Annotated in this window: 12 protein-coding genes; all 12 read right to left on the reverse strand. The window is 33.1% G+C overall.

The window, feature by feature from the left end; translation table 11 throughout:
- Positions 1-74 precede the first annotated feature (74 nt).
- Positions 75-1,133, reverse strand: coding sequence for an aminopeptidase P family protein (locus HFD15_RS07855; RefSeq protein ID WP_167593362.1), 1,059 nt, complete (start codon positions 1,131-1,133; stop codon positions 75-77).
- A 100-nt stretch (positions 1,134-1,233) separates the two neighbouring features.
- A complete protein-coding gene (gene rsmA / locus HFD15_RS07860; RefSeq protein ID WP_023188909.1) occupies positions 1,234-2,118 on the reverse strand; it encodes a 16S rRNA (adenine(1518)-N(6)/adenine(1519)-N(6))-dimethyltransferase RsmA in 885 nt (294 codons plus the stop codon).
- A gap of 110 nt (positions 2,119-2,228) precedes the next feature.
- On the reverse strand, positions 2,229-2,849 hold the full coding sequence (gene rnmV / locus HFD15_RS07865; protein ID WP_017864273.1) for a ribonuclease M5: 621 nt from the start codon (positions 2,847-2,849) through the stop codon (positions 2,229-2,231).
- Positions 2,827-3,360, reverse strand: coding sequence for a DNA topology modulation protein (locus HFD15_RS07870; RefSeq protein WP_023188911.1), 534 nt, complete (start codon positions 3,358-3,360; stop codon positions 2,827-2,829). Before HFD15_RS07870 ends, rnmV begins: the two co-directional genes overlap by 23 nt.
- Positions 3,361-3,397: 37 nt before the next feature.
- Positions 3,398-4,171 (reverse strand): TatD family hydrolase, encoded by a 774-nt coding sequence (locus tag HFD15_RS07875; RefSeq protein WP_023188912.1) that lies wholly within the window; start codon positions 4,169-4,171, stop codon positions 3,398-3,400.
- 145 nt (positions 4,172-4,316) lie between these two features.
- On the reverse strand, positions 4,317-5,456 hold the full coding sequence (locus HFD15_RS07880) for a site-specific integrase (RefSeq protein WP_029343564.1): 1,140 nt from the start codon (positions 5,454-5,456) through the stop codon (positions 4,317-4,319).
- A gap of 82 nt (positions 5,457-5,538) precedes the next feature.
- A complete protein-coding gene (xis, locus tag HFD15_RS07885; protein ID WP_017864269.1) occupies positions 5,539-5,745 on the reverse strand; it encodes an excisionase Xis in 207 nt (68 codons plus the stop codon).
- Between the two features lie 53 nt (positions 5,746-5,798).
- Positions 5,799-6,290, reverse strand: a complete 492-nt coding sequence (locus HFD15_RS07890; RefSeq protein WP_029343563.1) for an antirestriction protein ArdA — start codon at positions 6,288-6,290, stop codon at positions 5,799-5,801.
- Between the two features lie 23 nt (positions 6,291-6,313).
- Positions 6,314-6,808 (reverse strand): hypothetical protein, encoded by a 495-nt coding sequence (locus HFD15_RS07895; protein ID WP_029343562.1) that lies wholly within the window; start codon positions 6,806-6,808, stop codon positions 6,314-6,316.
- 94 nt (positions 6,809-6,902) lie between these two features.
- Positions 6,903-7,946 (reverse strand): phage tail tip lysozyme, encoded by a 1,044-nt coding sequence (locus HFD15_RS07900; RefSeq protein ID WP_080703318.1) that lies wholly within the window; start codon positions 7,944-7,946, stop codon positions 6,903-6,905.
- Positions 7,947-7,960: 14 nt separating this feature from the next.
- Positions 7,961-10,123, reverse strand: coding sequence for a hypothetical protein (locus HFD15_RS07905; protein WP_029343560.1), 2,163 nt, complete (start codon positions 10,121-10,123; stop codon positions 7,961-7,963).
- Positions 10,123-12,726, reverse strand: coding sequence for an ATP-binding protein (locus tag HFD15_RS07910; RefSeq protein ID WP_095586757.1), 2,604 nt, complete (start codon positions 12,724-12,726; stop codon positions 10,123-10,125). Before HFD15_RS07910 ends, HFD15_RS07905 begins: the two co-directional genes overlap by 1 nt.

The raw sequence follows: 12,726 nt of genomic DNA on the forward strand, positions 1-12,726 counted from the left end.
GCAATTTTTCTGTACACAAAAGAAGTGAAATGACAGGATTTAACATCTTATTTTATCACAAGTTATTGCTTTTTTCAAATAACGATAAGCTCTTTTGGGGCTTTTGTTAAGACTTCACAGCCATTTTCTGTCACTAATAAGTCATCTTCAATTCTGACTCCACCAAATTCAGGAATATAAATTCCTGGCTCATCTGTAATAACCATCCCAGCTTCCAAGTGATTTTCTGTCATTGATTGATTAAAATAAGGAATTTCATGAACATCTAAACCAAGTCCATGTCCAATTCCATGCGTAAAATACTGACCAAAATTGGCTTCTTCAATGACGGTACGCGGAACCTTATCATATTCGGCATAAGTCATTCCCGCTTTGACTTCTTTGATAAGTGCTTCATTAGCCTTACGCACGGTTTCATAAATTGTTCGCATCTTGTCGTCTACAGAACCCACGAAAATTGTTCTGGTCATATCGCTAGCATAATGTTCATAATAACAACCAAAATCAATGGTCACTGGATCACCAAATTGAATCATTTTACTGGTCGCAACGCCATGAGGCAAGCTACTTCTCTTGCCTGAGGCAACAATGGTTTCGAAGGAAATTCCGCTCGCCTCTAAATCACGCATTTTGAAATCAAGAAAATTAGCAACTTCAATTTCAGTTCGGCCCGGCTCAATGAATTTTAAAGCTGACATAAACGCTTCATCAGCAATTGCACAGGCTTTTTTTATCAAATCAATCTCTGTGTCATCTTTAAATTGGCGCAATTCCAAAACAAAATTACTTGTGGCTAAAAGTTCTAATCCTAGAGTGGCGTCAGAAAGTCTTTTAAAGAAAGCATAGTCAACTGTTTCTTCAAAAGCTATATTTTTAATTGATTCACTTGCTGACAGGTCTGTCAGTAAACTTATTGGATCTCTTGTTTCGATAATTTCAAAATCACTAATCAATCCACGCGCCATTTCACTATAACGGCTGTCTGTCATAAAAATATTTCGCTTCGCTGTCAAAAAAACTGTGCCCGCGGTTCCAGAAAATCCTGTCAGATAAAAGATATTCTTCATATCAGTAATCAATAAACTATCAATATTTTCTGTCAGCATTTTTGCTTTTAATTTTTCAATTCTCATTTTATTCTCCTTTAAATTAAGAATTAAACTTTAAAATATTTCTTCATTTTCTTACATGATAACACAAAAACGCTAACATGAGTTAACGTTTCCTTTTAATTTATTTTTTAAGCGGAAGTAGGGCATCAGCTAATTTAGCAAATTCTTCAATAGATAAGGCTTCACCACGAATTGTTGGCGATATTTCTGCTTGTGCCAATAATTTTTCAATTTCAGGTTTACTTTCTTTACCAAAAGCTGCTTGTAAATTATTCATCAATGTTTTACGACGATGAACAAAACTGCTGTGCATCGTTTTAAAGAACCATTCTTCATCTTCTACTTCAACCAATGGTGCTTCACGACGAACCATTTTCAAAATAGCTGAATCAACATTTGGTGCTGGAATAAAGACAGTTCGAGGTACAATAAAGGCTACACTTGCTTCCATATAATATTGAACAGCAATTGATAATGAGCCGTAAGCTTTCGTTTTAGGACTTGCAGCAATTCGGTCTGCCACTTCTTTTTGCATCATCACCACAAATTCTGAAAATGGAATTTTGCTTTCAATCAAATGCATCAAAATCGGTGTTGTGATGTAATAAGGTAAATTCGCAACCACTTTGATTGGTAAATTTGGATTTTTAAATTTTTGAATTTCTGAAAGTAAATCAACTTTCAAAATATCTGCCGAAACCAAGGTAAAATTATCGTAAGGTGCCATCGTTTCTTCTAAAATTGGAATCAAAGATTTGTCAATTTCAAAAGCCATCACTTCAGCTGCTTCTTCCAATAAATATTGGGTCAACGAACCAATACCTGGGCCAATTTCAATGACATTTACTTCTTTTGAAAGTACAGCGGTTTGAGTAATTTTTGTCAGAATATTATGGTCTGTCAGGAAATTTTGTCCAAATTTTTTCTTAAAATTAAAATCATGGCGACGTAAAATGTCCTGAGTACGGATAATATTGGAAATGCGGTCTATGTTATTTTCTGTCATTTTTTCTTTCTTTTACTTTTTATGTATTTTAAAACTGATATTCAGTTTTTGTCAGTAAATTTTACTGACAGAAACCATTGATGTATTCTATCGGCGATATTTATCTTCTGTCAGTAATTCTTCATTACATTTTCAATTTGTTCTTTTGTAATTTTAAACATGTTAAGTCGTTTCTTAATTTGTTTTCCATTCGCATAACCAATTCTGAGTTGCTCACAAAGAAATTCTCGACGTTTTCTACTGTCAGCGGCCATAACTAAGCCAAAGCTCATTAAATCAGTTTGTGTCAGTTCTGTCAGCACTTCTTTTTTACTGACAGAACTTCTGTCAGAGGATAGTCCTTGCGTTTTAGCACTTCCAAATTCATCAGTAACTTTTTCTCCACCAAATACTTCTGCCAAAGCCTGATTCAGTGCTTCAAAATTTGCATGCTCAACTCCTAAAGAACCTTTTCCTTTAGGTCTTGCCTCATCACGATTTAAAAACGCATGTTTAGCATTTGGAACGGCTTGCATTATGATTTTACGAATTCTTTCTCCTTGGAAATCTGGATCAGTAAAAACAATAATTCCTCGCTTATCTTCTAACCTCTTTAGTCGTTCTAAATCTCTGTCATCAATAGATGAACCTCCTGTTTCATAGGTCTCACAGTCAAAATAACGCTTAAGATTGGCTGTGTCATCTCGTCCCTCTACCACAATTACTTCATTAATTTTTTGCTTTTCTACCATAATTTGCTAAATATTTCTCTTTATCTTTTCGATTTTTAAGGATAATCACTTTACTTTCAGCATTAAATTCTTTTATTTTTTGCTCAATCTGTGGAAACTCTTTTTCAGGAAAGGTCCAAACAAATTTCAAAAATTCCAGATATTCTTTGTCCCATTTTTCTTTAAACTCTTCAGCAATATCTGGGCGATTTTTACCAAAAACACGACTCTTAATCGAGCGCTTAATCACCCGAAACGTTGTTTTTAAACGGGGTGTCTTCAACCAGATTACTTCATCAGCAAAAGGTAATCGCTCATCTAAAGTTGAACCGTAATTTCCATCAATAATCACATTTTCATTTTGGAAAATAAAAATTCTTGTCGCCTCACGTAACTTTTCTCTGGCAATTTCACTTGGATATTTATGAAAAACCTTATCTAAATGCAAAATAGGATAATTTGTAATTTTTCCTAGTTCTCTTGCAAAAGTTGATTTACCACTTCCTGAACTACCAATAATCATAATTTTCATAAAAATAGCTCCTATCCAAATCAAAATAAATACGAATTTATTTTTTCAAGCCAAAAATCCTCAAGGCATTTTCTGTTGTCATTTTAGCCACTTCATCAGCAGAAATTTCACGTAATTCAGCAATTTTCTCAACAATAAATTTTGTGTAAGCTGGTCTATTTTCTTTTCCACGATATGGCGTTGGTGTTAAATAAGGCGCATCAGTTTCCACTAAAATTTTATCCAAGGGAACTGTAGCCGCAGCCTCCTGAACATCAAGAGCCTTCTTAAAAGTGACCACACCTGAAAAAGAAATCATCATTCCAAGTTCCACAAATTTCAACGCCTCATCAGCTGTCCCAGAAAACGAATGCATAATCGCACCAGCAGAACCAACACCTTCTGATTTAATAATTTCATAAGTATCATCAAGAGCATCACGTGTATGAACTTGAAAAGGCAGACCCATTTCCTTAGAAATCTGAATTTGTCTTCTAAAAACTCGTTCTTGTTCTTCTTTCGGACGGACCATCCAGTGATAATCCAAACCAATTTCTCCAAGAGCAATAACTTTTTTTGCTGACAGCTTGGTCAGTAAATAATTTTCAGCTTGATCATCAAATTCAGCAGCATCATCAGGATGCCAGCCAATTGTTGCGTAACATTCTTCAAACTTATCAGCCAGCAAAAGTGCTGCATCATTTAATTCATAATTACTTCCAACATTATTAATTCTTGTCACTCCAAATGTTTGAGCTTGGACTAATTCGTCTTGAATTCGTCCTTCAAATTCACTAGTATTTAGATGTGTATGGGTATCAAAAATTTCCATTATATTTTTATTTATACTTCCTTATTCTTCCTCAAAAGTCTCTAACAATAGTTTTTAGAAGAATTTCAAAAATTGATATTCCCTAATCTTCCTTATGATTCTCTTTGCTTTGGTTAGTTCTTGGTTAGTCTCTTGGTTAGTTATTTTACAGATTAATCTGGTTCAATTTTTGACTAATTTCATTTTTAATTGTACCACTTATATGAGAATAAATCCTCAGAGTAATTGACTCGTCTCTATGACCAACCCGTTCCATAATTGCTTTAATTGGCACTCCAAGTTCCACGAGTAATGATACATGAGAATGTCTCAATAAATGAATACCATATTTTCTTTCACTCCCTAATACTTTTTGACAATTATCACAAATAAACTTATAAAATACAGGTTGTCTGAAAATTCCACCAACCGCATTTACAAAAACAAACTTATCATCTAAACAGTTTTTTTGGAAATAATCAATAATTTCCAAGCAACGATTACTTAAACTAATAGTGCGGATTGAACCTACCGTTTTAGGTGTTTGAATAACTCGATCATCATATTTTGCAACACGATATTCTAAAGTGTGGTCAATTCTTAGTAACTTATTTTTGAAATCAATATCTTGATAACGAATAGAAGCAAATTCACCGAATCTACATCCTGTTAGAAAAATAAATTCCATAGCTAAAGTGTACCTTATATCTTTTTTATAAGATTTGCAAAATATCAAAACGGAACTCATTTCTTCTTTACTTAAAAATTTTTCATTTGCCCGTTCTAATGTTTCAATTTCTAACCTTACTTTAGGTAATACTACTTTGTCAGCTGGATTTGAATCAATATACCCGATGTTTTCAGCATATCTGAACAAAATTCGAATGTAAATTCTACGATTTTTTCTTGTTGAATTTGCAATATCTAATTCCATCAAATAGCTTTGTATATCTGCAGTCCTTACTTCTGAGACTTTATATTTTGAAAATTTTTCGATAAATCCTCTTAAAGAAATTTGCTCCGCTACAAAACTCGCTGGCTTAACGTCTTGTTTTCTAATTACAATCCACTCTTCATAAATTTCTTGTACCGTCTTATTTTGAACGATTTGTTTCTGAAGCTCGTTAGCAGTTGGTACTTTTTTTGATTGTTCAATTTTTGTTGCTAATCTATTTTTAGCTTCTGATTGAGCAACCCTTGATTTTGATTTTAAAGTGACCGTTACTTGTCGCCATTTATTCCTCTTTTCATCAAAGTATTTTTCAAAGTATCTATATTTTCCACTATCAAGTTGCTTAAAAAACATATTTCCTCCTTTTACCAAAGATAAAAGAAAGCTATACAGCACTTATATTATATCATATCTGTATATTACTTTTATCTTTTTTTTAAATTGTACTTTCTCTTAATTTTTGCTTATATTCAAGAAAAGATTTATAACCCTCGACATTTATATAAACACGTTTATGACTTGGTCGTAATATATAAACATTAAACTCTGTCCGTCTCATTTCAGTTAAATCATTATTAAGTGTTTTTATAGGTACATCAAATAATTCTGAAATTCCCCGTTTATCTTTATAATTTTCTTCCATTTTTTCCTCCAACAAAAAATAGAGCAAGATTTTTCTTGCTCTTTACTTAAACTTTAAATATCTCTAATATATCCATGACTTGTTTTTGAATAATCACCAATCGCTAAATCTCGACCATAAGCAACAAAGTTAAAATATCTTTGTAACGTTTCTATACTTAGAACTTCTAAACCACCCATTTGTTCAACTAATTCCTGTGCTAAATCTTCATCATTTTCTGCTTCCACAAAGTCCAAATCATCTTTATTATCGATAATATCATCAATACTATAAATTTCAAGAAAATCTTTTAAATGATCTATATCAGAAATTTCTTCTAATTTTTCCGCATACTCATTAAGTTCCTGAATTGACGAATACTCGCCTACTTTATAACCATAAAAATTTTCAAAGTCATGTATTGCATATTCTTCCCCATGCTCTACATCTAAAAGTAAGTCTGATTTAATTCTTGAAAAATCAACAGGTAATTCATACCACTCACCCCTTGTTCTTCCATTGTTATAACTGTTTAAATTTACAACATAAATTTTTGGTGTTTCCATTTTTATTCCCTCTTATTTTATAATTAATAATTTAAGATACTCAACCAGTTCATATCACTTAAATTTCTACTTTCAGCAAGTATTCCAGTTATAGAAAATCCTTGCTTTTCTAAATCATCCGCATATCTTTTTAGGTAGCGAACACTATTATCTAAATTGTTCGCAAAAATACTTAATCTTTTCCGATACCGCTGTTCCAATTGAACAAGGAAAATAACATGGTCAGAAAATACATGAATAAATGCTTTGTCTATCTGCAAATAACCCAACATTTTTTCTTCTAAGATTCCCCATTCTTTTTTAGATTTTATAATACTACTTTCTTGTATTGCTTTAATTTTCCCAATTGCTATTTTTAGTTGTTCAGCCCATGCTATAACTTCAGATAAAGTCGCATAAGGGTAGAGTTTTAATTCTCCTTCTATTTCTCGTAGTCTGTGGTCAAAGTGTCTAAAATTATTCTCTAATACCCTTTCTGACATTTTCCCACTTGCTCTAACTTCTTCAAGTTCGGTCATACTCTCTCCTTTCCATTGTTCGGAAATAACTTTAAAAATCCTGGAATTTTCAACATGAAAACTATGCTAATACCGAACGTTAATTGACTATTTTTTATTTTCCTATCACATAATGTAATTGACTAGCTTGTACTTTTGTTAATACTTGGAAAGTATAAACTGTGCTAAAACCAGTTCCTGACTGTGAAATCAATACTGAACCGTCTGAATCTATTCCTTCCACAAAAGCCACGTGACCATAAACTGGGTCTGCGTTCCATTGACCGCCTACTGTTTGACCACCGATAAAGCTAACCGCACTATGAATTGTTGGAGTAGTCGTTACAGTATATCCTGCTTGATGTTGCCAATCAGCACCATTTCCCATAAATGGACTAAAAGTAATACCAAATTCTTTCGCTCGATTCCACGTAAACCAAGTACATTGTTTATATTCATAACTTGAAGCAATATAACCGCTTGTGTTAATTGGTTTATCCAAAGTCCAACCAGAAGGTATATCTGGAGTAATTCCTGAACCACCACCAGTTCCACTATCACCACCAGTCGTCATGAACGTGTACCAATATTCCGCAAAACCTTGACGTTTTGAAAGGCTATCAACCGCCCCTGCACGTTCCCAATTTCGCATAATATCTTCAGTCGTTTGCTTAACATTAGTTCCTTTGACTAATTGTTTAAGTAACGTTGAATCTGTACCGTCTTGCTCAAACATAAACTCAACTTGAAGATTAGTATCTGTCCAAGATTTTTTCTGACTTTTCGCATAGTGAAGTAAGTTTACTCGCCTGCCACTATCCCATTGAGCCAAGCCGAAAGCATAACCACCTAGAGTGGCATCCATTGCTTTTGTTTCATTATAAGTTGCATTAGATTGAATAATTGAAGGTTGAAGTTCACTTTCTGCTTGATTATTACCAAGTAAAGCAGCCGCCCCTTCTTTCGTTCCACCTTCTTTTAGAACCCTATCCCAAATCACTTTAGCAGTTTGTTGCTGTGGTGTATTAGTATTCACATCTGCATTTGTAGATGAATCACTTGAACCTACAAATAGAGCAAAGAAAGCTAGAATTGGCAATAAAAGCAATAAAAAAGGAAGGCTAAATAATATAACCTTCCGTTTAATCACCTTTTTCATTTTTCCCCTCTCTATTATTTAATCACAAATGGATTATCTGGTATTTTTTGAGTAAATGGATTGTCATTATCCTTCTCCCACGGCTCTTTTTTCTTTTGTTGTGGTTTTTTTATCCCTTCAGCCATATTTTTACCATGTAAAACTTTTGGTTTCCCTGCATTTTCAGCAATTATTGGTGATGCACTAGAATTATTCTTATTGCCTTCATTAATCACATTTTTATTAATTGACGGTTTAATGGTGTCACCTGATTTTGATTTATTTTTCATCATTGGGTCAACTTTATCCAATGTTTCACTTTTTGATTTTTTATCATTGGTTGAATTAGGTTTATTTTTAAGAAATTCCTCTGCTCTAGCATTAGTTGCATCATACATATTTTTTATTCCTTCACGTTTACCATTGCGTTTATTTTGAAGATTATTATATGCTTCAGTATTTTTACGCAAACGTTGTTTATCAAACGCTTCACGGAATTTAGAACGCTTTGTATTTTCTGACTGATTGAATTTACCTTGACGTTTATTCATTTTTTCTCTCAACTTTTGTTCACGTTGATTAAGTTTTTGACCCTTTTCAGAATCAGAACCCTTTTTTTGCAATTTATTTAAGATTTTGTTGTAACGTTGATTATCCCAACCATGTCTAACCGAACCAGTACCTGCTGTAACTTTATCTTTCGCAAATTTACCTGCAAGCATACCTGCGGTTACTCCACCAGTTACCCCTGCTAAAACAGGAGCTTTCAACGTTCCCATTGCTTTAAATTTTGCATTTGATAACATGTTATCCATACGACCAGTGAATTTTCCTCGCCCCATGTGATGAGATGAGAAAATACGTATAATTTGTTTACGTTTAATATAAACAAAAATATAAAGTCCAATCTTTACTAGGGTTATAAAAAAATAGTTACTTCCTAAAAGAGAACTTAGTGCTAGACTAACAATTCCGTCAAATAGACCAATGAGAGCTGTTCCAAATACCCCTAAACCTGATAAAATTAATACACCAAAACTTGTTTTACCCCATTGAATGATTGTCTTTTCAAAATTTGGAAAAAATGATGCAATCGCTGCAAATGGTAATATAAACACTAGAATAATGAAAAAGAAATCCATAAAGAATGAGAAAATAGAAAAGAATAAATAAATTGCCCCAAGCAACAAAGCATTAAATACACTTGCTAGTGCTGTTAAAAATTTATCCCCTAGTTTTTTAAAGGTTAAGTGTTTATCTTTTAAATCTTCTTGTATTTTCTTAATCGAATCGTTATCATCATCTGAAGTAAGCAAACGGTCAATATCACTCTGCTTAATATTTATTTTTCCGTCTTTATCTATCTTGACATTATCAAAATTAAGGTAAAGAAAAGGAATTTTAACCATTGTCGTAAATAAGTCATTTTTATCAGTTCCTGAAACACCTGCTACTGAAATAGTTTTAACAACACTTGTTGTAACATCATTCATTGCATCATGAACTTTAGTTACTAGGCTATTTCCCCCATAAACAAAAAATGTACTTAAAGCAATGATTAAAAGAACTTTTCTAATTCCCTGCATCATTTGCTTATTTAAAAAATAATATAGAAGTGTCAAAAACAGCCCCATAGCGACTATCGGAAGTAACTCTGGACTCATAAACTTACCGTAAATGGTTTGAGCAGTTTGGAAAACAGATGCTCTCCAATCACTAAGTATTGAATTACCATTTAAGCCTTGATTGACAAAATTTACAAACTGATAAATGGTTTTCGTCACGAAAAATTGTGACCGTATAAACACCATTTGAATACCTGCGGTAAATGAAGGAAGTATCACGACTTTATCACTTGCATACATATAAGAGGTATAATTATCTAAATCTTTTCTAGCTTCCTCATTTTTGGCTTCATCTACTACTGTACTTGGAGAATTAGCATCTCCATAGTCATTCATATTATCAGCAATTGGTGGATTGATTAAACCACTATTCCCTGTATTAGAGGAATCTTTTTTATTAGATGTATCATTTGAGCTATTCTTTGAATCATCTTTTGAATTATTTTTATTGTCTGAAACAGAAAAATCAGGGGTTGACGGAGGAGTAAAGCCTGAACTATCTGCATAAGTGTGTAGGGCTAAAACACTTAAAAATGCGAATAGCCCCACAAATAACAACATTTTCTTTTTCACTATGCCACCGCCTTTGTATTTTTCATTTTAGTTTCTACAGTATCAAATAAAACTGTGACTTCTGGTAATTGGAAATCAACCGTAATTCTAGCTGTCCGTCCAAATGGATCACGCATGATACATTGTCCTTTAGTCATATTGTCATACCATGCCTGCGTTGTTTCCTCAACTGGAAGTTTAAAGTAATTAAGGACTTTATCTGTTTCAGTCGGTTCACGAAAAGCAAAAATTGTACCAAAAGCCGTTGAATCATCTTCTGTTTCCACATCTGAAATAGATTGTGTAATCAATCCTAAGAAATTGTTTTGAGAACGTCCGACACGTTTCATTGACATTAAAATAGATGCTCCGATTTCTGTCTTATTAAAGAACCACGCTTCATCAACAAATATAATGGTTTCTTGTGTTCGGTCACGTTCCCCAAATTCACGACAAAATTCGCCTAAAGCATACATGACAATTAATGACTCTTTATGGTCGCTTGTGATTTTTTCATCTGCTTTAGGAAGATTTAAACCAGTAACACCCAGTACTGTAATGCGTGCGTCCATATCAACTGCTGAATTTTTACCGTGAGAAAAAACTAGCTCCATTTGAGAATTTTTAATTTTTCTTAAAGCCAAATTAGCACGTGTAGAAATCATTTCATCTGTTGAATCTAGTAATCTTTCAAAAACATTTAATAAACCAACTTTTTTTCCTTTTTCTCGTTCACTCATTACTGCATCTAAAGATTCAAGAAAGGCAATTTCAAACTTATCTTCTTTTGTATATTTTTCACCAAGTAATTCTTCAGTAACTTTTACAGAAATTTTCTTACAAGCATCACCATGTAAAAATACTAGAGGGTCTAATGCTCCATGATTGCTTTCTTCTTTTGCATCTAAGCTGACAAAGTGAATGTTATTAATATAATCAACAACTGGTTTATAATACTTATATTCAATCCCTCGAATTACCCAGTAAAGCTGTTCTTCATCTTCAATTGCTTCACGTGCTTGCTCAATTTCAAACTCCATTTTTGGAAAATCGGCTTCATATTTTGCTTTGATTTTCATATATTGAGCCTTCATTTCATTTTTAGGGTCAATATAAAGTGTCAGAGCTTTAAGAAGTGAGTGACAAAGGAATAGTCCTTTAGTTAGGAATGATTTACCTTCACCAGTTTGTCCTACAATGGCAAAAGCTGGATTGTCTGTGATTTTTCCTGCAATCCCTTGCTTATTCGCTTGAAACAGGTTAAGAAATACAGCATTGGTAGAACTAGCAAGTGCTTTTTTATAGTCACCTGCCCAAGATTCGACTGCATGGTCGATTCGCCCAATAGGAAAACCGATATCTGAACCAATTTTTTGACTAGTGAAAAACAGATTTTCACAGGCTGATGAAAGTTTCATAGCTTGAATACAATATTTGTCTTTTTCTTCCAATTGTTCGATAAATCGATTTTTATAAAAGAAATAAAGTTGGTCTGACATGCCAGAAACAACTTGAACTCCAATATCTTTCATATCAGATTGAATAATTTTTTTATAATAATTAACCTCTCTCATACTTTGACCTGCAACTACAAAAGTCGCTAGGTAATTGACAAAGAGTTCACGATTATCTACACCGTCAGTCATTTCATCAAGAATAACACGAGCAGTTGCAAGTGAGCCTTTTTGATTTGAACCATTTTCATAGGCTTCAATTTGGTTTTCTTTGATTCGGTCTGATGCACGTTCTCCTTTTGATGCTAAAGAAAAAGCCCCTTTCATTTTAGAGAAATGGAACTTCCAATGCAATTCAATAGGAAACGGTAATTTTTGAGCATGTTCTACTAAATGAAGATTATTTACAACGTTTGGCATATTAGCAATAGGCAACGTTTTTACTAAACTTTTTCCGTAGCTATTTTTCAATCCAATTACGCCATTTGATAATGGTTCAATAACTGTATCATCAATATTTTGTACGCTACTTTCAATTGATGCTATTTCTTCATCACGATTATAATTAAGACCTCGTAAATAATCTACTCGTTGATAAAAGCCTGTTTCTTTTTTTGTTGTTTTTCGACCTTGAATTAATGAAAGATTTAACTCTAAATCTCTATTCGCCTTGTCATAGGCTTCATACCAGTTCATCTCAAATTCAAGTGTTTGACGAACGACAGCAACTGCTTTTTCTTTAAAGCGCCCCCACGCATCTTTTAACATTTGCTTAATATCACCTGAAACTTCAAACGATTTTAAAGGGATAGTCATAAAGAACTTATAGTTAATCAGTTGACCAATTGAACCATATAAATCTTCATTTGTTTTTTCTAAGAAATAAAGCGCCATATCATAAGTATCATCTGCGCAATCTTCTAGGAGAGCCCCAAAACGTTCTTCTAAATTAATCGGAACTGGTAACATTCCAATATCAAACGATAAATTAGGTGCTAAACTAGCAAATACCGCTTCAGTTCTTTTTTTAAATTTTATCTTTCCTTCTACGTCCATACTTGAAATAATAGACGCAGGCACTTCATACATTGCAATGACTGAACCGTCATCTCTTAGTGCTAAGTTATCATGAACAGAAATAACTCTATTCTCAAAATCGACTTTATTCAC

The organism is Lactococcus sp. EKM203L (genome assembly GCF_011800585.1).
Taxonomy (GTDB): domain Bacteria; phylum Bacillota; class Bacilli; order Lactobacillales; family Streptococcaceae; genus Lactococcus; species Lactococcus lactis.

Excerpts from the sequence above, each read along its gene's own strand:
- HFD15_RS07880 (WP_029343564.1), bottom strand. The coding sequence starts at position 5,456 with ATGTTTTTTAAGCAACTTGATAGTGGAAAATATAGATACTTTGAAAAA.
- rsmA (WP_023188909.1), bottom strand. The coding sequence starts at position 2,118 with ATGACAGAAAATAACATAGACCGCATTTCCAATATTATCCGTACTCAG.
- HFD15_RS07890 (WP_029343563.1), bottom strand. The coding sequence starts at position 6,290 with ATGGAAACACCAAAAATTTATGTTGTAAATTTAAACAGTTATAACAAT.
- HFD15_RS07895 (WP_029343562.1), bottom strand. The coding sequence starts at position 6,808 with ATGACCGAACTTGAAGAAGTTAGAGCAAGTGGGAAAATGTCAGAAAGG.
- HFD15_RS07870 (WP_023188911.1), bottom strand. The coding sequence starts at position 3,360 with ATGAAAATTATGATTATTGGTAGTTCAGGAAGTGGTAAATCAACTTTT.
- HFD15_RS07900 (WP_080703318.1), bottom strand. The coding sequence starts at position 7,946 with ATGAAAAAGGTGATTAAACGGAAGGTTATATTATTTAGCCTTCCTTTT.
- rnmV (WP_017864273.1), bottom strand. The coding sequence starts at position 2,849 with ATGGTAGAAAAGCAAAAAATTAATGAAGTAATTGTGGTAGAGGGACGA.
- xis (WP_017864269.1), bottom strand. The coding sequence starts at position 5,745 with ATGGAAGAAAATTATAAAGATAAACGGGGAATTTCAGAATTATTTGAT.
- HFD15_RS07875 (WP_023188912.1), bottom strand. The coding sequence starts at position 4,171 with ATGGAAATTTTTGATACCCATACACATCTAAATACTAGTGAATTTGAA.
- HFD15_RS07855 (WP_167593362.1), bottom strand. The coding sequence starts at position 1,133 with ATGAGAATTGAAAAATTAAAAGCAAAAATGCTGACAGAAAATATTGAT.